This window comes from Paenibacillus dendritiformis (genome assembly GCF_945605565.1).
GTDB lineage: Bacteria > Bacillota > Bacilli > Paenibacillales > Paenibacillaceae > Paenibacillus_B > Paenibacillus_B dendritiformis_A.
This window is the reverse complement of sequence record NZ_OX216966.1, coordinates 6,690,001-6,711,865: the sequence shown is the minus strand read 5'-3', so window position 1 is coordinate 6,711,865 and position 21,865 is coordinate 6,690,001. Positions and strand designations below refer to the sequence as shown.

Below are 21,865 nucleotides of genomic sequence, written 5' to 3'. Positions count from 1 at the left end.
AATGCTAAATCCTTTAGTCTCGGTAATAATACGTACATTTAACCGTCCAAAACTTCTTGAACAAGCTTTAGAAAGTTTGAGAAATCAAGAAATGAAGAATTTTGAAATCATTATCGTCGAAGATGGAGTGAATACATCCTATAGACTTATCGAACAATTTAAAGACTTGGATATAAAATATTTCTTTTTCGGAATGCATATGGGCAGAACAAGAATTGGAAACTATGCCTTAAGTAAATCAAAGGGGACATATATCAACTTTTTAGATGATGATGACTTTTTTTTTCCTTCCCATCTAAAGAGTTTGACGGATGCCTTTTATTCCTTCCCGAACTATGGGATGATCTTCTCTGGTTCAAGAGAGTATCAATTAAAATATATTTCCATGAACCCTTTATCTTATAAGGTAAAAAAAGAGAGGGAATTATACTGTAACCCTGTTCAAAAAGGAGACTTGTTTTTAAAGAATATGTTTCCAATTCAAGCTGTTATGTTCCGGAGAGATATGTATGAGATACTTGGAGGATTCGACGAGAATTTAACACTTTTAGAAGACTGGGATTTATGGATTAGATATAGTTTGCAAACTGAAATAGGTTTCGTAAATGAAGTTACTTCCGTGTATACTACCCCATCCAATTTTTTTGAAAAAAAGAAAAGGAAAAGAAGATTGGCGAAATATGAGGAAGTAATATTGATGAAACACTCTGGCCTGATTCAGAAAAAAACAAAATTTTATAAAATTAGGGAATATTACAAAAGTAATGGTTTGAGAGCGACTATGAAAAAGATACTTGATGTATTGAAAAATTAAATCAAAAAGAATTTTGACATAATCTTTTAAAAAAGAGGTAGCTACTATGAAAGGCATCATTCTAGCAGGCGGGACGGGTTCTCGCCTGTTTCCTTTAACGAAGATTACGAATAAGCACTTGCTTCCTGTTGGCAAGTACCCAATGATCTTTCATCCGATTTCCAAGCTGAAGCAGGCGGAAATACAGGATATTCTTATTGTTACGGGCAAAGAGCATATGGGAGATGTCGTTAACCTTCTTGGAAGCGGGAACGATTTTGGTGTAAGCTTTACTTATAAAGTGCAGGATGAAGCTGGTGGTATTGCCCAGGCATTAGGGCTGGCGGAGCAATTTGTGGGGAATGACCAAGTCGTTGTTATTCTCGGCGACAATATCTTTTCGGACGACATCTCTCTATATGTAGAACAATTCCGGGTACAAGCCAAAGGCGCGAAAATTTTATTAAAAGAAGTCCATGATCCGCAGCGATATGGGGTAGCTGAACTGAATGGCCAACATATCAACTCCATTGAAGAGAAACCGGCCCATCCTAAAAGCATGTATGCTGTCACAGGAATTTATATGTTTGATGCTGCCGTCTTCGATATCATTAAAACGTTACGTCCTTCCCAACGAGGAGAGTTAGAAATAACAGACGTTAATAATGCATATATTATTCGGGAGCAGTTAACTTATAATATTCTACAGGGCTGGTGGACGGATGCAGGAACACATCCATCACTGGCCCGTGCCAATGAGATGGCCCAGGATATGACATTGGGAGTTGAATTTGGGAAGTTTAAGAGTTAGGGGGGCGCTGTTTGAATATCATTGATCTGCCGCTTCACGGAGCCAAGCTGATTGAACCAATGGTACACGGCGATCATAGAGGTTTCTTTATGGAAAGCTATCATGAGGAACGATATCAGGAAGCAGGGGTTGACACTACTTTCATTCAAGATAATCATTCCTTGTCACAAGAAGCTGGCGTTGTTCGTGGTCTGCACTACCAACTTCTGCCGAAAGCACAAAGTAAGCTTGTCCGTGTGTTGAGCGGTGCCGTGTATGATGTCATTCTTGATATTCGTCGATCCTCCCCAACCTATGGGCAATGGGCAGGGGTCATTTTAAGTGAGTACAACAGACGGCAGCTGTATGTGCCAAAAGGGTTTGCTCATGGTTTCTGCACCTTGGTGCCAAATACACAAGTATTCTATAAGGTTGACGAGTACTATTCTCCTGAATTAGACAGAGGTATTCGGTGGAATGATCCTGCGCTGGCCATTGATTGGCCGGTCTCAGCCCCAATTTTATCGGATAAGGATAGGAACCATCCTTTATTTAAGGATGCTGATCATCACTTTGAGTGAGAGGAATTAAGGATGAGATTGTTAGTTACCGGCGGGGCCGGGTTCATAGGAAGTAATTTTATTCAGTATATGCTGCGTCATTATCCTGGTTACGAGATTATTAATGCGGACGTGTTAACGTATGCAGGAAATGTAGACAATTTGTTAGATGTTGAACATCACCCGAATTATCGATTTATACATGCAGATATTACACGATCTGATGATATGGAGCCACTCTTCCAGGAAAAAATAGATGTCGTGGTGAATTTCGCAGCCGAATCTCATGTCGATCGCAGTATTGCAGATCCAGGAATCTTTGTCAGGACTAATGTAATGGGTACGCAGGTTCTGCTAGACTCCTCTTTGAAATATGGGGTGAGCAAATACGTTCAGATTTCTACCGATGAAGTGTATGGCTCGCTTGGAGAAAGCGGCTTTTTTACAGAAGAGACTCCATTAGCTCCCAACAGCCCTTATTCTGCCAGTAAAGCAGGGGCTGATATGTTGGTAAGGGCCTATCATGAAACCTTTGGTTTACCAGTGAATATTACTCGATGTTCAAATAACTACGGTCCTTTTCAGTTTCCCGAAAAGTTAATTCCATTAATGATTTCGAATGCGCTGGAGGAGAAGCCATTGCCTGTATATGGTGACGGCCTTCACGTCCGGGACTGGTTATATGTGGAGGATCATTGCAGCGCCATTGACCGTGTTATTCATCAGGGGCGGAACGGTGAGGTGTATAATATTGGCGGCAATAACGAATTCACGAATCTCCAAATCGTTACGACGCTGCTTCAACAGTTAGGCAAGCCGGATTCTCTTGTCACGTTTGTGGCAGACCGGTTGGGGCATGATCGGCGGTATGCTATTGATTCTTCCAAAATTCAAAATGAGTTGGGGTGGAAGCCTCGTTACTCGTTTGTTGAGGGAATTCAGCATACTATACAGTGGTATGTAAACAACCAAGCCTGGCTGCAGCGTATACGAACTGGGGCCTACCGAACATAACTACACAAGGTGCAGGGGGGAAGGGACCATGAAAATACTCGTCACCGGCGCTAACGGACAATTGGGGACGGACGTAGTCCGTCTCTTTTCTGCATATGGATATGATGTTATTGGTTGTGGAAGAGATGATTTAGATATAACGAATGAGAATCAGTGTCTCCAAAAGATACAGTCTTACCAGCCTGAGGCAATCATCCATTGCGCGGCGTATACCGCAGTAGATCAAGCCGAAGCCAATCCGGATGAGGCTTATCGGGTGAATGCAATGGGGACTCGCAATATAGCGATAGCAGCGGAGCAGGTAGGCGCCAAGCTCTGCTATATCAGTACAGATTACGTCTTTAGCGGAAACGATTGCGAACCGTACGTGGAATACGATAATACGAATCCAGTTAACGTTTATGGCAAGTCAAAAAGGGCAGGGGAACTACTGGTACAATCTTTAACCAGTAAATACTTTATCGTAAGAACATCATGGGTGTTTGGTTCCGAAGGCAATAATTTTGTGAAAACGATGCTACGGCTTGGTCAGGAACGTCAAGAATTGTCCGTAGTTCATGATCAATGGGGCAGCCCTACCTATACGCGAGATCTGGCACAATTTTTAGGTGCTCTGATCAAAACGAAACGATATGGTATCTATCATGCATCTAATCATGGAGCATGTTCCTGGTATGAGTTTGCGAAGGAGATTTTTGCAGCTAAGAACCTCAATGTGAACGTCGTGCCCTGTACTACCGAGCAATTTCCAAGGCTTGCCTTAAGGCCGAAATATTCCGTTCTTGAGCCGATGGCTATTCGTACGAATGGTTTCGCTCCATTCCGGCATTGGAAGGAAGCGCTGCATGATTTTTTAGGAACGATAGGATGACAATGATGAAGAGCGTATCCGTGCACATCGTCACCTTCAATAGTAAGGATGACATTGAAACCTGTATTGAATCTATTCGGCAACAGACTTATCCGAATATTCAGATTATCGTTGTTGATAATGCTTCGACAGACGGGACGAGAGACTGTTTAAGACGATACTCTGGGATTAAATGTCTTTATAATAGCGAAAATATCGGGTTTGCCCCTGCGCATAATCAGGCAATTTCTCATTCCCAATCCGATTATATGCTAGTCTTGAATCCCGATGTGGTGTTGGAACAGCATTATGTTGAACGACTTGTTCACGTTATGGAGCAACATCCTTCGATAGGAAGTTGCACAGGGAAGCTGCTATTGCGAGATCAGCCCGAATATATCGATTCAACCGGGCTGACCATGGGTAGGGATCGAAGAGCAAGGGATAGAGGAGCCAACGAGGCGGAAAATCAATGGTCTGATTCGGGGTATGTATTTGGTGTCTCTGGAGCTGCTGCCTTATATTCCAGAGCGATGATTCAAGATATTTCTTTCGGCAACGAATTTTTTGACGCTTCGTTTTTTGCTTATAAAGAAGATGTGGACGTCGCATGGAGAGCCCAGCTATTTGGTTGGGATGCTTGGTACGAGGCGACTGCTGTTGGACACCATGCTAGAGGTTGGAAGCCAAAGGCAAGGCGGAACCAGCCTTTATTCATCCGGCAGCATTCTTATATCAATCGATACCGCATGATGTTCAAGAACGATAATCTAAAGGAAATGCTTCCATCCGTACTGAGAATTGTATCCATAGATTTGGCGATGTTTGGATACGCAGTAGTGCGTGAACCCCAACTGCTGAAAGTGTGGAGATCATTCATAGGTGACTATAGGAAGCTAAAGCAGCAACGCACTTGGATCCAATCGAGAAAAAAACGGAAGGTTCGATTCTATTGAGCAGTCCGGTTGGATAACATGAAACATGATATAATGGCAGAAGAATGGGAGAGGGTGTCCAACCATGGATCTGTCTATTATCATCGTCAATTACAACACCAAACAGCTCACGCTGAACTGCATAGAGTCCGTATACCAATCGGTAACGGACTTTCAGTATGAAGTCATCCTGATCGACAACGCTTCCCGCGACGATTCGGTACAAGTCTTCCGTCAGCAATGTCCGCAAGTCAAGCTTATCGCGAACGAACAAAACCTTGGCTTCTCGAAGGCTAATAATCAAGGCATGCGTGTCGCGGAAGGCCGATATGTTCTGCTTCTTAATTCCGATACGGTGATCCAACCGGATACGCTCGATGTGATGATTCGGTTCATGGATGAACGTCCAGAAGTCGGAGCATCGGGCTGCAAAGTCGTGCTGCCGGACGGGTCCCTGGATAAGGCATGTCGGAGAGGATTCCCGACGCCCTCGGCTACTTTTTTCTATGTATCCCAATTATCTAAACTGTTCCCGAAGAATCCGAGAATCAATGCGTATCATCGTGAAGATTTGGACCCCGACGAGGCTTATCCTATCGATTGTTTGATCGGGGCCTTTATGATGGTAAGGCGCGAAGCGATTGATCAGGTCGGCATGTTGGACGAGCAGTTTTTTATGTATGGGGAAGATGTCGACTGGTGCTACCGGATCAAGCAGGCGGGATGGATCAATTATTACTACCCGAAGACCCGGATTATTCATTATAAACGGGCCAGCAGCCGGAATAAACCGTATAAGATTACGTATGAATTTCATAGGGCGATTTACGTACTTTACAATAAGCATTTTAAGAAAAAATATCCATTCTGGGTTACTGCTCTCATGTATATCGGCATAGGAACAAAGCTGGGTTTCGCGATGCTCATGAATGTGTTGGCTCGTGTAGGAGCGTCTATACGTTCACCGAAGCCAGCCTATTCCAACAAAAAAGACATATCGTCTTAACCTTATTGCTGAATCCTAGTATAATGGGGCTAGGTCTAGGAAAAAGAGGGTTGCATATGCTCCGCAAAAATCAAAGGTTTTTGTCGAAATTATATATGCTTGCAGATATGGCCGTTGTGTTCATGTCTTTCATGCTTGCCTATTGGTTGAAGTTCAAGAGCGGCTGGCTTGAGATTCAGGAGACGCTGCCATTTTCTTCTTATGCATGGTGGACCGTCGTATATGCGTCCATCGTCTTAGGTGTGGGCACATTGTTTGCGCTGTATCAATTTCACCGGAAGAAGCGTTTTGCCGACCAATTTCTCAAAATCATTCAAACATACGGTATTTCGTTGTTTATCCTTCTCGGCCTGTTATATTTCTTTAAGCAGATACATATTTCAAGGGAATTTATCGGATTATTCGTATCCTTCTCGGCAGGAGCCACGATAATATACCGTTACTTCGTCAAGATGATGCTCCGGAAACTGCGGCAAAATGGCTTCAATAAACAATTCGTGCTTATTTTAGGTGCGGGCAGCTTGGGCCGGAGATTTTATCATAATTTGAAGCATTACCCTGAGCTCGGATACCAAGTGATCGGGTTTCTAGATGACCAGGTAGAATGGAACGAGATGGAAGCGAAACATTACGAGCCCATCCTCGGCACCCTCAACGACCTGGATCAGCTGCTCAACGACAAGCTCGTCGACGAAGTCATCATCGCGCTTCCGCTGGACGCGCATCACAAGTTCCCTGACATTATCGCGGCCTGTGAAAAGGCGGGGGTGCGGACCCTCATCATTCCGGACTTCTTCGATTATCTGCCATCGCGGCCATACTTCGACAACTTTGCGGGTATGCCAATGATCAACGTCCGTGATATTCCGCTTGATGTGCTTCGCAACCGGGTGTTCAAGCGCGGCTTTGATATCGTGTTCTCCCTTATAGCGATTCTCATTACTTCGCCGGTGTTGCTGCTTATCGCCTTGGGCATTAAGCTGACGTCGCCGGGGCCGATTCTATTCAAGCAGGAGCGGGTGGGGCTGAACCGCCGCACCTTCCATATGTACAAGTTCCGATCGATGAAGGTGAGCTCGGATGTGGTATCGGATACGGTGTGGACGACGGAGAATGATCCGCGGAAGACGAAGTTCGGGAGCTTCCTGCGCAAGACGAGTCTTGATGAGCTGCCGCAATTTTTCAATGTGCTGCTGGGCCATATGAGTGTCGTCGGCCCGCGCCCGGAACGGCCTTTCTTCGTAGAGCAATTCAAGGAAGAGATACCGAAGTATATGGTCAAGCATCATGTCCGCCCCGGCATTACCGGGTGGGCGCAGAGCAACGGCCTGCGCGGCGACACGTCGATCGAGGAACGCATCCGTTATGATATCTTCTACATCGAGAACTGGTCTTTATTATTTGATATTAAAATCATTTGGAAGACGATTTGGAACGGATTCATTAATAAAAATGCATACTGAATCACATATCTAAAATATGGGTGGTGATGCAGGTATGCAAACATAGTAAACTTGGTAGAAAAGGTCTTTTTATCTCAGGATAGAAGGCCTTTTTTGGCTCGGGTAATGATTTGGAGATCAATGAATGTGGTCATGCAGCATAGAGGAGAAAGAAAAGATATGTCACGGAAGAAATCGCGCAGCAAGCACAAACCCAGGAAAAAGCGCGGCGTTACATGGGCCGAATGCGGACCGTTGCAACTTGATCAAGATGAGAACTTTTACTTCATCGTGGGATACACCGACGGCGGGGCGCCTTACGGCATCACATGGGAAGAACATGAGGCGGAGCTTGAGGAGAAGCGCAAGCGGAATAATATAATTCGTATTGAAGAGGCAGGGCCGATACCTATCATTGAGATGCGAATTACGCAGCGGCAGTGGGATGAACTTGTGGTGACTCACGACATACAAATGGACGAGGTGTCATATTTCGTGAATGTGGAGACAGGTGAAATCGCGATGTTATCGGATGATGATCCCCGGGAGGAAGACGAGGAGCTTAGGCTAGAAATTGCTGAAGGGTTCAATGAGATTTATTACCGTGTTCCGCATCTCAACTTGGACGAAAGGTATGAACTAATGTGCCAATTCGTCTTAACGATATCGAGCGGGAAGCTTCGGACGAAGCTGGAGCGCGTCCTGAGTGCAGAACACAAAGTAGTCCGCAAGTTCAAAAACGCATTGGCCGAGGATAAAGCCGAGTTGGAACGGTATCATGCTTTCGTGGAAGAATCCCACCGGGAACGGGTGAGGGGATGGCTTGAATCCATCGGAGTGAGGGCGGTTGTCGTTCGTTGAGGTAGATTGAGATTGGAGCATCACATGATGATGTCCGAAATTGTTCTTAATGATTAAGGCAAGACAGAACGGGGGAATCGCAATGCCGGCATTTACGTTAGCAGATGTGAGATCACTATGCGGAGCAGCTTCCTATAAGCGCGGACATGATTATTACCGCTTGGGGAAGGTGTCCCGCTTGAAGAAATCTGCAGATGGATGCAGCTATACTGCGCGCGTGAAGGGAAGCAATAGCTACTCGATTGAGGTTGAAATATGGCCCGATGGGGAGATGAGCACCTATTGCGATTGTCCCGCCTTCTATTCCTATGATAATGATTGCAAGCATATTGCAGCCGTGCTTATCGCGATCCATGATTTGGAGAGCGGGATAGAAAGTGTTTACGTTGAAGGAAGCCAAAGCACGGCGCCGGCCTGGCTTAACACGCATCGCCCCGCTGACAACCGAGCTGCGATGCTGACGATGGTGGAGAAAGAAGCGGCAAAGTATCGCCCCGCCGGCGATCTCATTGCTCATTACAAGATGCACCAGGCTGCCGGCATGGGGGAGAGTGCGCTCGACAGCTCCAATACAGGACAGGGCCAAGAGCGGTTGAAGTTTGAATACACGTTCCGTGTCGTGAGCAATCGATTTTTCAAAAATCCCAGCGTGATGGTCGAACTACGGACCGGCGTGAAGCGGCTGTATGTCGTTCAGAAGGTGAAATCCTTTCTGCAAAGTGTAGAACTGGCCAAGCCGCATCCGTTCACGGCGCTGTTCACTTATGATCCGGCGCGGCACGAGATCGGAGAGCACGATCGGGCGATGCTGGATCTGCTTATTCAGATGAAGCATAATGATGAAGCCTATCGGGAGTATTATTCCGATCTGGCGGGGTATTTGCCTGTGACGGATCGGAAAGACATGTTCGTTGATCCGAGGCAATGGGCGGACATGCTGCGGCTGCTGCCGGATGTCGATGCGAGACTGGAAGGATTGGGGGCGCCGGGGACCCGGATGGAACTCGGGGAGGGCAAGCTTCCTCTCGAGTTCCATATTACCCGGAAGAGGGGGGCGAACTATCAGTTAGACGTAGGAGAGCTGGCGAAGGTAACGGTATTGCCGTCTTATCGTTGCGCGGTGATGAACGGCATGTTCTACCCGCTTGATCCGCAAGAGATCCACAAGCTTAACGATCTGTTGACTCATATGTCTGTGACTCAGTCGAACGGCAAGCTGGACATGTCGGAGGAGCAGTTGAACGGCTTCGTACAGTATGTGCTGCCGCAGCTGCGCGAACTGGGCCAGGTGAACATCGCCAAGCCGCTTAGTGAACGGATCCGGGAGCCGGAACTGCAGATTCAACTGTATGTGGATTATGCCGACGGCATCTTGACCGCCCGGGCACTATTCCGGTACGGGGATATTGAGATTCAGCCGCTTGAGGAACGACAGGATGCCCCGGCGGAGCAAGACTGTATTCTGATTCGTGACGCCGCCCGCGAAGGGAAGTTCCTGCATCGGCTTGAGGCGGCCGGATTGCGGCATGACGGGCAACGGTGGCTGTGCGAGACGGAGGATGAGCAGTATGAAGTGCTGTATCATTTGCTGCCGGAACTGGAAAAGGAAGAGGGAGCCGAGATCTATCTGTCGCAGACGCTGCAGAATACTGTTCGAAATCGTAAAATTCCGTCGAAGGTGCGCGCCGATCTGGTAGCGGGTATGAATTGGCTGGAGATATCATTCGAATTGGAACAAATCGAGGATCGCGAGCTGCTGCACATTATGCGGAGCATTGTGGAGAAGAAGAAATATTTCCGGCTGCGCGACGGCTCCTTCTTGTCGCTGGAAGAGGAAGAGTATCGAGGCTTCGCTGACATGATGGATAGCCTTGGGATAGGCGCAGCCGACCTTCGCGGCAACCGCATCCAGCTTCCCGCTGTACGAGCGCTGCAGCTGCCGGAGCGTCCGGCCGCGTTGGGAAATATACGCTTTGGCCGGGATTTGCGTAAGTTCGTGAAGCGGTTCAATGACTTGGATGAACTCGATTATGAGGTTCCGGACGGGCTTCAGGCGCAGCTACGAGATTATCAGGCACAAGGCTTCCAATGGCTCAAAATGCTCGCATTCTATCGGTTCGGCGGTATCCTTGCCGACGATATGGGCCTTGGCAAAACGGTGCAAAGCATCGCTTATATCCTGTCGGAACGGGAACAGGAACAGGCAGAAGAGAAGCTGCCGGTTCTCATCGTGTCGCCCTCTTCGCTAACCTACAATTGGGCCCATGAATGTGCCCGATTCGCCCCTCAGCTGCGCGTGCTCGTGGTCGCAGGGCAGAAGAAAGAACGAGCCGCGCTATGGGCGGAGATGGAGGGGGCGGATGTCATCGTGACCTCCTATCCGCTGCTCCGAAGGGATATCGAGATCTACGCGGAGCAGCCGTTCCACACCCTGATTCTCGACGAGGCGCAAGCGATTAAGAATGCTTCGTCCCAGACGGCGCAGGCGGTATCCGAGATTAAAGCGCCGCGCCGCTTCGCGCTTACGGGCACGCCGATCGAGAATTCGCTGGACGAGCTATGGTCGATTTTCAATGCGGTCTTCCCCGGCTTGTTCACGAACCAGAAGGCGTTCCGTGAGCTTCCGGCAGATCGGGTTGCCCGTATCGTCCGCCCGTTTATTTTGCGCCGCCTGAAGAAGGATGTCTTGACCGAACTGCCCGACAAGATTGAATCGGTGCAGTACCCGGAGCTGGCAACGGAGCAGAAAAAGCTGTACGCGGCCTATCTGGCCAAGCTGAAGCACACGACAGAACAAGATCTGAAGACGGAAGGCTTCCAGAAGAGCCGAATGAAAATATTAGCGGGCATTACCCGCCTGCGACAACTATGCTGTCATCCCGCGTTATTCGTGGAAGGGTACGGCGGTCCTTCGGGCAAGCTGCAGCATCTGCTGGAGCAAGTCGAGGAATTGACCGCGTCCGGACGGAGAGTGCTTATCTTTTCCCAGTATTCCAGTATGCTTCAATTGATTCGGGAACAATTGGAATCCGCCGGAAGGACTCTCTTCTACCTGGATGGACAGACACCGGCCCCAGAGCGCGTGGACATGTGCCATCGTTATAATGCGGGGGAAGCGGAGCTGTTCCTGATCTCGCTGAAGGCGGGAGGTTCCGGGTTGAACTTGACAGGCGCGGACACGGTCATCCTCTATGATCTATGGTGGAACCCCGCCGTGGAGGAACAAGCGATCGGACGAGCACACCGCATGGGGCAGAAGCGAGTCGTTCAAGTGATCCGTCTCGTGGCCGAAGGAACGATTGAAGAGAAAATATTAGAGCTGCAGCAGCGCAAGCGCGATCTGATTGACGAAGTCATCGATGCGGAAGGAAGCGCCTCGTCCGCCTTGACAGAAGAGGATATTCGCGAGCTGCTGAGCGTCACGTGACAAGCATTCATATACAATATTAATCTCGCCTCCATACCGGAGTAATCTTCAGGAGGCGAGTTTTTCTTATCCGCGTATATCCGCTGGCAAATTCCGTCCACAATGAGGATATACGTATTATATGGAGGAGTGGACGATATGAACCATCGGGGCAAAAGCGACGACACCGATCATCTGGCAACCGGCCGCGGCTGGGTCATTGCGCTGCTGCTAGGGGTGGCGCTGTGGGTGATCATCATCAGCATCGTGTACGAAGCCTGGTTCGGCTAGGTCCCCCTCTCCAACTTCCCCGTGACTTCCCCCCTAATTTTGATTACAATAGTACAATAAGAACATACATTCTATCACTGACACGCATCTCTTCTCATTGACACCTCCTGACTGCATTCGTAGACTGAATTTGGTACACTAGGAAGAGCAGTTCACTCGAAGCTTGGAGGACAACATCGTGCATACCCCTGTGATTTCAATCGAAGCGTGGCGACACGTGTTCAAATTAGACCCCGACAAAGATATCAGCGACGACGATCTGGACCGCATCTGCCTGTCCGGAACGGACGCGATCGTGGTGGGCGGATCGAGCGGCGTGACGTTCGAGAATACGGTGGAGCTGATGTCGCGCATTCGGCGCTATGAGCTGCCGGCCGCGCTGGAGGTGTCGAATCTGGATTCCGTCGTGCCTGGATTCGATGCGTATTTGATCCCGATGGTGCTGAACACGCCGAATCCCGACTGGATTGTCGGCCAGCATCAGCGTGCGATTCAGCAGTACGGCTATATGATTCCGTGGGAGCTGATCATCCCGGAAGGCTACATTATATTGAACCCTGAGGCGACCGCGGCCAAGCTGACGGAAGCGGAGACCGGGCTGACGGCGGCGGAAGCGGGGGCATACGCGCAGGTGGCGGACAAGCTCATGCGGCTGCCAGTCGTTTATGTGGAATACAGCGGCATGTATGGCGATATGGAATTGGTTCATCATGTTCGAAAAGGCCTAAGCCACGCCCAACTGTTCTATGGGGGCGGCATTCGTACAGAGGAGCAGGCCCGGGAAGCCGCCGAAGCAGCGGATACGGTCGTGGTTGGCAACATTGTGTACGAAGACATGGAAGCCGCGCTGCGGACGGTGGAGGCCGTCCGGCTTACACCATAAGGCGAGCGGCCTTCCTTCCAACCCACATTACTAATGACATCATGTAATGATAGACAGCATATACAGCCGGTGCTTAGGGGCACCGGCATCCGGCCGCTTACGCTGGCAACCCCGGCAAGCGGTTAGACAGCAGTAAGGATGAAAGGAGCACTTCCTCATGTTTGAATTTTTAGAATCATCCCGCCCTGGAGTGGATCTCCATGAATCGATAGCGAGACTGAATCCGGAGCAGCGCCGCGCCGTCGAATCGATGGACGGCCCCCTGCTAATAATGGCTGGCGCCGGCTCCGGCAAGACGCGCGTGCTGACGCACCGTATCGCTTATCTCATCTCGCAGCGCAAGGCTCCGCCTTGGGCCATTCTCGCGATTACGTTCACGAACAAGGCTGCCCGTGAGATGCAGGAGCGGGTCGCGAAGCTCGTTGGCGCGGAAGGCCGCGACATCTGGGTGTCAACGTTCCACTCCATGTGCGTGCGCATCCTGCGCCGTGATATCGAGCGGATCGGCTTCTCGTCGAACTTCACCATCCTCGACTCGACGGACCAGCTGTCGGTCATCCGGGGCTGCATGAAGGACTTAAATCTTGATACTAAAAAATTCGAGCCCCGCGCCATCCAGGCGGCCATCAGCAGCGCGAAGAACGAGCTGCTCTCGCCGAAGCGGTTCGAGCAGAACATTGGCGACTACTTCCAGGGCGTCGTGGCGAAGGTCTATATCAAGTACCAGCAGCGGCTCAAGAGCAACAACGCGCTTGATTTCGACGATCTGATCATGACGACGATCGAGCTCTTCAAGGAAGAGCCGGAGGTGCTCGATTTTTACCAGAACAAATTCAAATATATTCACGTTGACGAGTACCAGGATACGAACCGGGCGCAATACATGCTGTGCCGCATGCTGGCGGACAAGCATCATAATATTTGCGTCGTGGGGGACAGCGATCAGTCGATTTACCGTTGGCGCGGCGCCGACATTACGAATATTTTGAACTTCGAGGAGGACTATCCGGAAGCGACGGTCATCTTCCTCGAGCAGAATTACCGTTCGACCGCGAATATTTTGAATGCCGCGAATAATGTCATCAACCAGAATACCGGCCGCAAACCGAAAAAGCTGTGGACCGATCAAGGGGAAGGGCAGCCGATCAAGGTCTACCAGGCTGATTCGGAGCATGACGAAGGCTACTTCGTCACCGGCGAGATCAATAAGAATAAAGCGAACGGGAAATCCTACAGCAAACATGCCATTTTATACCGTACCAACGCGCAGTCCCGGGTAATCGAGGAAATTTTGATCAAATCGGACATTCCGTATCAGATCGTCGGCGGCATCAAGTTCTACGATCGCAAAGAGATTAAAGACATTCTCGGCTACCTGCGCCTCATCTCGAATCCGGACGACGATATCAGCCTTGAGCGCGTTATTAACGTGCCGAAGCGGGGCATCGGCGCGACGACGATGGCCAAGCTGGCGGAAGCGGCGGCCGAGCGGGGAACGTCGATGATGAAGGTACTCAACGATATGGACGGGCTCGACATCGCCGCGAAGACGAAGGGCGCGCTGCGCGAGTTCTATGCGATGATCGACAGTCTGAACCGGATGGTGGACTATCTGTCGGTGACGGAACTGACCGAGAAGATGCTGGAGCTGTCCCAATACCGGCTTGAGCTGCAGCGGGAAAATACATTGGAATCGAAAGCCCGTCTCGAGAACATCGACGAGTTCTTGTCGGTCACCCAGGAGTTCGAGCAGCGGAATGAGGACAAGTCGCTCGTCGCCTTCTTGACCGACCTGGCGCTGATCGCGGATATCGACTCGATGAACGACGAGCCGGAGGAGCAGGACGATGCAGTCATTCTCATGACGATGCACAGCGCCAAAGGGTTGGAGTTCCCGTACGTATTCATCATCGGGATGGAGGAAGGCGTCTTCCCGCACAGCCGGGCCTTCAGCGACAACGAGGAGCTTGAAGAGGAGCGGCGTCTGGCGTATGTCGGCATTACGCGGGCCGAGGAGCAGCTCTACTTGACCTGCGCCCGTTCGCGCACGCTGTTCGGACGGACGAATGCGAATCCGCCGTCCCGGTTCCTGCGGGAGATTCCGGACGAGCTGAAGGAGGACGTGTCGCCGGCGGGCGCGCGCTACGAGCGCTTCGACCGCTATGGCCGCAGCAATTCCGCGGCTTCCTACGGCGGGCGCGGACTCGGTTATAGCGGCCCCGCCAGTGGCGCATCCACAGGCGGCTTCGGCAGCCGTACAGGCGATGCGGCCGGCCAGCGCACGTCAGCGGCTTCGTCCAAGCCGGGCGGGGTGACGGTGACCTCGGCTCTCGACAAGGCGAAGCAGAACGGCGATTCGTCCTCCTACCAGGCCGGAGACAAGGTCGCGCATGCGAAATGGGGCACCGGCGTCATCGTATCCGTCAAGGGAACGGGCACGAACATGGAGCTGCAGATCGCTTTCCCGGCCCCGGTCGGCGTGAAGCGCCTGCTGGCCGCATTCGCCCCGGTAACCAAAGTATAACGAGATCGCGGGCGCTTTCCCGGCAAGAACATGTTTTCATAACAACCTCATAACGATTAGGAGATAGAAAGGAGTACCTCCGTGACGAACGCACAATCTCGAATGGAACAACTCGTGGCGGAATTGAACCGGTACAATTACCATTACTATACGCTCGACAATCCGGTGATCAGCGACAAGGAATATGATGCCCTGTATGACGAATTGGCCGCACTGGAAAAAGAAACAGGCACCATCCACCCCGATTCGCCAACCCAGCGCGTGGGCGGGGAACTGCTGAAAGGCTTCGCCCCGCACCGCCATCTGGCGCGGCTGTGGAGTCTGGACAAGGCCCAGTCGGCAGACGATCTGTACACCTGGCATCAACGGGTGCTGCGGCTGATTCAGGATTACAACACCAAGAATCCGGATCGGGAGCCGCTCCCGGATCCCGCTTATGTTGTCGAGTTGAAATACGACGGGCTGACGCTCAATCTGACGTATACGGACGGCAAGCTGGTCCAGGCGGCGACGCGGGGCAACGGCACCGTCGGCGAGTCGATTCTGCCGCAAGTACGAACGATCCGTTCCATTCCGTTGACCATTCCTTACAAGGAAGGGACGATAGAGGTACAGGGCGAGGGGCTTATGAACCTCTCCGTGCTGGAGGCGTATAACAAGACCGCCGCCGAGCCGCTCAAAAATGCGCGCAACGCCGCAGCCGGCGCCCTTCGCAACCTGAATCCGCAAGTCACGGCGCAGCGGAAGCTGAACGCGTTCTTCTACAATATCGGTTACGCGGATCAACTGGCCTTCCAGACCCATCAAGAGATGATGGCGTTCTTGAAGGACAATCATTTCAAGGTCAATCCGTATATCTCCTACTTCGATTCGATCGAAGCGGTGCATGCCGAGCTGGAGCAAATCCAGGAACGGCGCCTGACGCTCGATTATCTGATCGACGGGGCGGTCGTCAAGATTACTGATATGCGCACCCGGGAGGCCTTGGGCTACACCGACAAATTCCCGCGCTGGGCGATCGCCTTCAAATTCGAGGCGGAAGAGACGACGACCGTGCTCGAAGAGGTCAACTGGGAAGTCGGCCGCACCGGGAAGATCACTCCGGTCGCGCGGGTCGAGCCGGTGGAGCTGGCCGGCGTGACCGTCCAGAACTGCACCTTGAACAACATCGGAGACATCGAGCGCAAAAACTTGAAATACGCCCTCGGCTCGCGCGTATTTATCCGGCGTTCCAACGACGTCATCCCGGAGATTCTCGGCAAAGTGACGGAGGAGCAGGATGGGGAAGAGATCGTGTTCCCGACGCACTGCCCGTCCTGCGGATCGGAGCTGGAGATGCGCGGGGCCCATCTGTTCTGCAACAACAAGCTGAACTGCAAGCCGCAGATTGTCGGGCGGATCGTGCACTTCGCGTCCCGGGACGCGATGGACATCGAGACGTTCAGCATTATGACGGCCGAGCAGATTTACAATGAGCTGGACGTCCATGATCCGTCGGATCTGTACACGCTGACGTTCGATCAACTTGTTGGCCTGAACCGGTTCGGAGAAAAGAAGGCCAATAATTTGCTCCAGGCGATCGAAGCGAGCAAGACGCGCGACCTGTCTGCGTTTCTGTTCGCCCTCGGTATTCCGAATACCGGGAAGACGACGACCCGAGCGCTTGCGGAGCATTTCGGCACGCTGGAGGGCGTCATGAATGCGACGCGGGAGGAGCTTATCGCTGTTCCGGATGTCGGAGATATCGTCGCAGACAGCATCGTCTCGTTCTTCGAGGATGAAGTAAACAAGATGAGTGTCCAGCGCCTGCTCGAATTCGGCGTGCATCCGCAGCCGATCGAGAAGCCGAAGCCGGTCAGCACGGATTCCTACTTCTACGGCAAGACGGTCGTGTTGACCGGAACGCTGCATCTCATGACGCGGGAAGAAGCGACCGCGAAGCTGGAAGCGTGCGGCGCCAAAGTAACCGGGAGCGTGTCCAAGAAGACGGATCTCGTCGTCGCCGGCGAGAAGGCCGGCAGCAAGCTGGCGAAGGCAGAGCAGTTGGGCATCCCCGTCATTACGGACGAGAATGAGCTGGTCCGTCTGCTGCAAGAGGCGATGCCTGCCGAATAACGATAGCGCAAGCTATACGGTAAGCCCCTTTTCCACCAAGGAAGAGGGGCTCTTTATGCGGAAAAACATTTTACATGAATAACAGATTTATGTAATCATGAGATAAGAAAACATTGAATCAAAATTGTTCCTGAATGCGAGGACAATGCAGAGGCGGAGGTGGTGATTTCAGCACCAGCAAGCTCAGGCGGCATACCGCCCTAGAACGGCATAATCGACTTCACACTACAAGCAAAAGTAACGGATGCACCACGTATGAATCGCTCAGGCGGAACTTTCCTTTTTCATAATCATAGACAGCGAAGAACCGTTATGAGAGATAACCAGCTTTCCATTACAGGTGAAGAGGTGTCGATCGTGATGACGATGAATCGGTTCATGAAGAAGCTATTCTCTATGTTCTTGGCGCTAGCCCTGATCGTTGGCTATACGGCGGCCTATCCTCTGCCCGCAGACGCCGCGGCGTCCGGACAATCGTTAGGGCCGGTGACATCGAAGGATGTCATTTATCAAATTTTGACGGATCGCTTCTATGACGGAGATCCCGCGAACAACATTCCCCCAGGCACACCCCCGGAGCTGTTCAACGATGACAACGGGGATGGACGCGGCGACGGAACCGATCTCAACAAATATCAAGGCGGCGATTGGAAAGGTATGCAGGAGAAAATCCCGTACCTGAAAAATATGGGCATTACGGCGGTGTGGATCTCCGCTCCGTACGAGAACCGGGAGAACCTGATCACCGGCATGTACGCGTCCTATCATGGCTATCATGCGCGGAATTACTTCGCTACCAACCCTCATTTCGGGAAAATGCAGGACTTCACGGCGCTGGTCGATGCGCTCCATGACAACGGGATCAAGGTGGTTATCGATTTCGTGACCAACCATTCCGGTCCGCGGCCGGACGGCGACGGCGTGCTGTATGAACCGGATCGCGACAGCTCCGGCCAGTATGTGTTCGACCCGGACGGCAACCCAATCGATTACAACGGCGACGGCAAGGTCGAGAACCGAATCGCCGACATCCTCAACGATACGAACGGCTTTTTCCATCATGAAGGGAACCGGCCGGACAGCGATACATCCCAATTCGGGTACCGGCATAAGGAATTGGCCTCGCTCGCCGACTATTCCCAGGAGAACGGCGTCGTCATCGAACATTTGGAGAAGGCGGGCAAGTTCTGGAAGGCGAAGGGCATTGACGGCTTTCGCCATGATGCCACGCTGCACATGAACCCGGCCTTTGTAAAAGGATTCAAGGATGCGATCGATTCTGCCCCAGGCGGTCCGGTGACCCACTTCGGGGAATTTTTCATTGGCCGGCCTGATCCGAAGTATGACGAATACCGAACGTTCCCGGATCGGACAGGCGTCAACAATCTGGACTTCGAATATTACAATGCGAACCGGCAAGCGCTTGGCGAGTTCAGCAGAAGCATGAGCGATTTCGGACAAATGCTCGTGCAGACGAGCGCGGACTATATGGCAGAAAATCAGGCCGTCACCTTTATCGACAATCATGACGTGTCGCGCTTCCGCTATATCCAGCCGAATGACAAGCCCTATCATGCTTCTCTGGCCGTGCTGCTTACCTCGCGCGGAATCCCGAACCTTTATTATGGCACGGAGCAATACTTGAATCCGGACCATGGCGGGTCGGATGCAGGCCGTTTGTTCCTGCAGACGGCGGCGCCGAGACCGTAGCCTACCGCCTTATCGGCAAGCTGTCGGCCCTGCGGCAGTCCAATGACGCCTTGGCATACGGGACGACCGATATTTTGTACAGCAATGACGATGCGCTCGTCTACAAGCGCCAGTTCTTCGACAAGCAGGTCATTGTCGCCGTGAACCGGCAGCCGGATCGTTCCGTATCCGTCCCGGCCTTGACGACGACCCTGCCGGCGGGAACCTATGCCGATGCATTGGACGGCTTGCTGTATGGCCGGACAATGACCGTCGTTGATCAGAACGGAACGCTTCAGATTCCGGCCTTTACGCTTGCTGGCGGCGAAGTCAGCGTCTGGTCGCATAATCCGCAAGCCGATCCTGCGGAACCGCATATCGGCGATATCGTCTCAACGATGGGCCGGCCAGGCAACACCGTCTATATTTATGGAACCGGCTTGGGCGGTTCGGCAGCGGTCGCGTTCGGTTCTCAGCAGGCTGCGGTCGTAGCCGCACAGGATAACCGGATCGCGGCGATGGTGCCGAATGTGCAGGCCGGCGAGTACGCGATTACCGTCACCAAGGGCGGCAAGACAAGCAACCCGTTCCGGTACCAGGTGCTGGGCGGGGATCAAGTGCAGGTCATTTTCCACGTCAATAAGGCGACGCAGCCGGGACAGAATGTCTATGTCGTTGGCGACATTGCCGAACTGGGGGCCTGGAATCCGGACAAGGCGCTCGATTCGTTCATGAATCCGAATTATCCGGACTGGTTCCTGCCGGTTAGCGTCCCGGCCGGGGCAACATTCCAGTTCAAATTCATCATCAAAGACGCGGCAGGCCATGTCACCTGGGAGGGCGGAGCGAACCGCATGTTTACCGCCACATCGAACCCAACGGGAACAAGCGACACTCCGGTGTACACTTGGCAGCCGTAGACTCGGGTTGGCGGTCATGATTGCAGGGGCGGCTTCAATCCCTGGTTCCCGACGTCATCATATATATCGTAGTGTGTTTCCATAACGTAATCTCTCTATCCATCAGCCTTGGTGCGTTCGGAGCGATCCGGGCATATCAAGGCTTTTTGAGCTGCATCTGGTCCGCATTCCTTTTTGTAACGTTCCGTTCATGATGAGTTCATTTTCATTTTTTATACTGACACAAGCGGGAGAGACACAGGTTGGCTTGGACAGACAGCGTTTTTGGCAGTCCGGCAAGAGAGAAGGAGGGAATAACATGTTTTTAGCGGTGCGGGAATTGAAGCATGCCCGAGCCCGGTTTTTGCTGATCGGGTTCATTATGGTCATGATTGCTTCCTTAACATTAATCATCTCCGGTCTGGCGAACGGCCTCTCGGACGATAATGCGTCCGCGATCAAGCGCATGAAGGCGGATTTCCTCGTGTACCAGTCCGATACAGAGTTCAAGCTGTCGCGCTCCTCCTTGCCGAGAGAGCGGTTGGCGCAAGTCGCCGAGCAGGACTGCGTGCATGAAGCGACGCCGCTTGCGCAGACGATGCTGACGCTGACCTGGGACGGATCGGAGCGGAAGTCCGATGTGACGTTGTTCGCAATTGATACAAAAGGGATGCTGATGCCTCCGATCGTGGAAGGAGCATCCCCGGTGGTGAACGATGCGCATGAAGTGGTGGTTGACCGCTCTCTGAAAAAAGATGGAGTGAAGCTCGGTGATACGTTGACCATCCCAGATACGAAGGCAACCTTGAAGGTCGTAGGCTTTGCGGAAGGGCAGACATTCAGTCATACGCCTGTCATCTATATGGATATGAAGAGTATGGATGCAATGATGGACACATTGGGCCGGCAAGCCCCGCCTTATAACGCGATTGCGATAAAAGGGGACCCGTCGGTTCCGGATACGCTAGCTTCCCACATCGACGGCGTCGAGACGGCGACGCTGAAGGAGGCGATGTCAGGCATCCCCGGTTTCAAGGAAGAACAAGGCTCTTTATCGATGATGATCGGTTTCCTCGTCGTCATCGCCGCTTTTGTGCAAGCTGTTTTCTTCTATGTTATTACTTTGCAAAAAACGAATCAGTACGGCATCATCAAGGCGATTGGGGCGAGCACCTCGTACTTGGCGCGGATTCTTATCGGACAAGTCCTGCTGCTGGCGGTCGTCGCCGTTGTGATCAGCATTGGATTGACCTTCGGCCTTAGCTTCATATTGCCAGCCGGCATGCCATTCGAGCTCGGCGGCAAGGTTCTGGCCACGTACTCGGTGATGCTCGTGCTTGTGTCAGTGCTCGGAGCATTGTTGTCCTTGCGGCGCATCGCGCAGGTCGACGCCATGGAAGCGATAGGGAGGGTGGAGTAATGACAGCCAAGCTTGTATTGGAAAATATCAATAAGCAGTATGGCGAAGGGGATACGACGGTAATGGCTTTGAAAAATGTATCCCTGCAAGTCGATGAAGGGGAATTTGTCGCCGTCGTCGGTCCGTCCGGCTCAGGAAAGAGCACCTTTCTGTCGATCGCGGGAGCGCTGTTGACTCCGACGAGTGGCCGCCTCCTCATCAGCGGCTCCGACATCGCCAATATATCGGCCCGCCGTCTGAATCGCGTTCGCCTTGAGAATATCGGATTCGTGTTTCAATCCTCGAATCTGGTGCCGTATTTGACGGTGCTGGATCAGTTGATGCTGATAGGCAAGCTTGGACGACAGGGAAAAAGGGAAGCGGAACAAAAGGCGGTGCAGCTTCTGA

General features: G+C 51.8%; 18 protein-coding genes (1 of these 18 cut by a window edge). All 18 read left to right on the top strand.

From position 1 onward, the window contains the following. The first annotated feature begins 1 nt into the window (after nucleotide 1). On the top strand, nucleotides 2-814 hold the full coding sequence (locus NNL35_RS30255) for a glycosyltransferase family 2 protein (protein ID WP_050979347.1): 813 nt from the start codon (nucleotides 2-4) through the stop codon (nucleotides 812-814). A 46-nt stretch (nucleotides 815-860) separates the two neighbouring features. Then, nucleotides 861-1,604 carry a sugar phosphate nucleotidyltransferase gene (locus NNL35_RS30250; RefSeq protein WP_006674704.1) on the top strand — a complete coding sequence of 248 codons (744 nt, stop codon included), beginning with the start codon at nucleotides 861-863 and terminating at the stop codon, nucleotides 1,602-1,604. A gap of 11 nt (nucleotides 1,605-1,615) precedes the next feature. Next, a complete protein-coding gene (gene rfbC / locus NNL35_RS30245; RefSeq protein ID WP_006674703.1) occupies nucleotides 1,616-2,164 on the top strand; it encodes a dTDP-4-dehydrorhamnose 3,5-epimerase in 549 nt (182 codons plus the stop codon). Between the two features lie 12 nt (nucleotides 2,165-2,176). Beyond that, entirely contained in the window at nucleotides 2,177-3,157 is a 981-nt protein-coding gene (gene rfbB, locus NNL35_RS30240) for a dTDP-glucose 4,6-dehydratase (protein ID WP_254553966.1), read from the top strand. 28 nt (nucleotides 3,158-3,185) lie between these two features. Next, nucleotides 3,186-4,028 (top strand): dTDP-4-dehydrorhamnose reductase, encoded by an 843-nt coding sequence (gene rfbD, locus NNL35_RS30235; RefSeq protein ID WP_254553965.1) that lies wholly within the window; start codon nucleotides 3,186-3,188, stop codon nucleotides 4,026-4,028. Then, nucleotides 4,025-4,963: a glycosyltransferase family 2 protein gene (locus tag NNL35_RS30230; protein WP_238535247.1), complete on the top strand. Its 939-nt coding sequence runs from the start codon at nucleotides 4,025-4,027 to the stop codon at nucleotides 4,961-4,963. Before rfbD ends, NNL35_RS30230 begins: the two co-directional genes overlap by 4 nt. Before the next feature lie 64 nt (nucleotides 4,964-5,027). Then, nucleotides 5,028-5,948: a glycosyltransferase family 2 protein gene (locus NNL35_RS30225; protein ID WP_006674699.1), complete on the top strand. Its 921-nt coding sequence runs from the start codon at nucleotides 5,028-5,030 to the stop codon at nucleotides 5,946-5,948. Nucleotides 5,949-6,004: 56 nt separating this feature from the next. Continuing rightward, entirely contained in the window at nucleotides 6,005-7,411 is a 1,407-nt protein-coding gene (locus NNL35_RS30220) for an undecaprenyl-phosphate glucose phosphotransferase (protein WP_006674698.1), read from the top strand. A gap of 51 nt (nucleotides 7,412-7,462) precedes the next feature. Then, nucleotides 7,463-8,251: a UPF0158 family protein gene (locus NNL35_RS30215; protein ID WP_138985593.1), complete on the top strand. Its 789-nt coding sequence runs from the start codon at nucleotides 7,463-7,465 to the stop codon at nucleotides 8,249-8,251. A 106-nt stretch (nucleotides 8,252-8,357) separates the two neighbouring features. Further along, a complete protein-coding gene (locus tag NNL35_RS30210) occupies nucleotides 8,358-11,678 on the top strand; it encodes a DEAD/DEAH box helicase (RefSeq protein ID WP_254553964.1) in 3,321 nt (1,106 codons plus the stop codon). A gap of 102 nt (nucleotides 11,679-11,780) precedes the next feature. Beyond that, a complete protein-coding gene (locus NNL35_RS30205) occupies nucleotides 11,781-11,948 on the top strand; it encodes a hypothetical protein (RefSeq protein ID WP_158000419.1) in 168 nt (55 codons plus the stop codon). Between the two features lie 163 nt (nucleotides 11,949-12,111). Next, nucleotides 12,112-12,831, top strand: coding sequence for a heptaprenylglyceryl phosphate synthase (gene pcrB / locus NNL35_RS30200; protein WP_006674695.1), 720 nt, complete (start codon nucleotides 12,112-12,114; stop codon nucleotides 12,829-12,831). A 157-nt stretch (nucleotides 12,832-12,988) separates the two neighbouring features. Then, complete coding sequence (gene pcrA / locus NNL35_RS30195; protein WP_006674694.1) at nucleotides 12,989-15,355, top strand: DNA helicase PcrA; 2,367 nt, start codon at nucleotides 12,989-12,991, stop codon at nucleotides 15,353-15,355. Nucleotides 15,356-15,457: 102 nt separating this feature from the next. Beyond that, nucleotides 15,458-17,470 carry an NAD-dependent DNA ligase LigA gene (ligA, locus tag NNL35_RS30190; protein WP_040729563.1) on the top strand — a complete coding sequence of 671 codons (2,013 nt, stop codon included), beginning with the start codon at nucleotides 15,458-15,460 and terminating at the stop codon, nucleotides 17,468-17,470. 360 nt (nucleotides 17,471-17,830) lie between these two features. Beyond that, complete coding sequence (locus tag NNL35_RS30185) at nucleotides 17,831-19,180, top strand: alpha-amylase family glycosyl hydrolase (RefSeq protein WP_238535251.1); 1,350 nt, start codon at nucleotides 17,831-17,833, stop codon at nucleotides 19,178-19,180. 50 nt (nucleotides 19,181-19,230) lie between these two features. Beyond that, nucleotides 19,231-20,079 (top strand): carbohydrate-binding module family 20 domain-containing protein, encoded by an 849-nt coding sequence (locus tag NNL35_RS30180; RefSeq protein ID WP_202947072.1) that lies wholly within the window; start codon nucleotides 19,231-19,233, stop codon nucleotides 20,077-20,079. A gap of 298 nt (nucleotides 20,080-20,377) precedes the next feature. Then, complete coding sequence (locus NNL35_RS30175; protein ID WP_006674692.1) at nucleotides 20,378-21,478, top strand: ABC transporter permease; 1,101 nt, start codon at nucleotides 20,378-20,380, stop codon at nucleotides 21,476-21,478. Further along, nucleotides 21,478-21,865, top strand: partial view of an ABC transporter ATP-binding protein gene (locus NNL35_RS30170; RefSeq protein ID WP_006674691.1) — the 5' portion only. 305 nt of this gene lie beyond the right edge of the window; 388 of the gene's 693 nt are visible here — the first part of the coding sequence; the start codon lies at nucleotides 21,478-21,480; its stop codon lies off the right edge, out of view. Before NNL35_RS30175 ends, NNL35_RS30170 begins: the two co-directional genes overlap by 1 nt.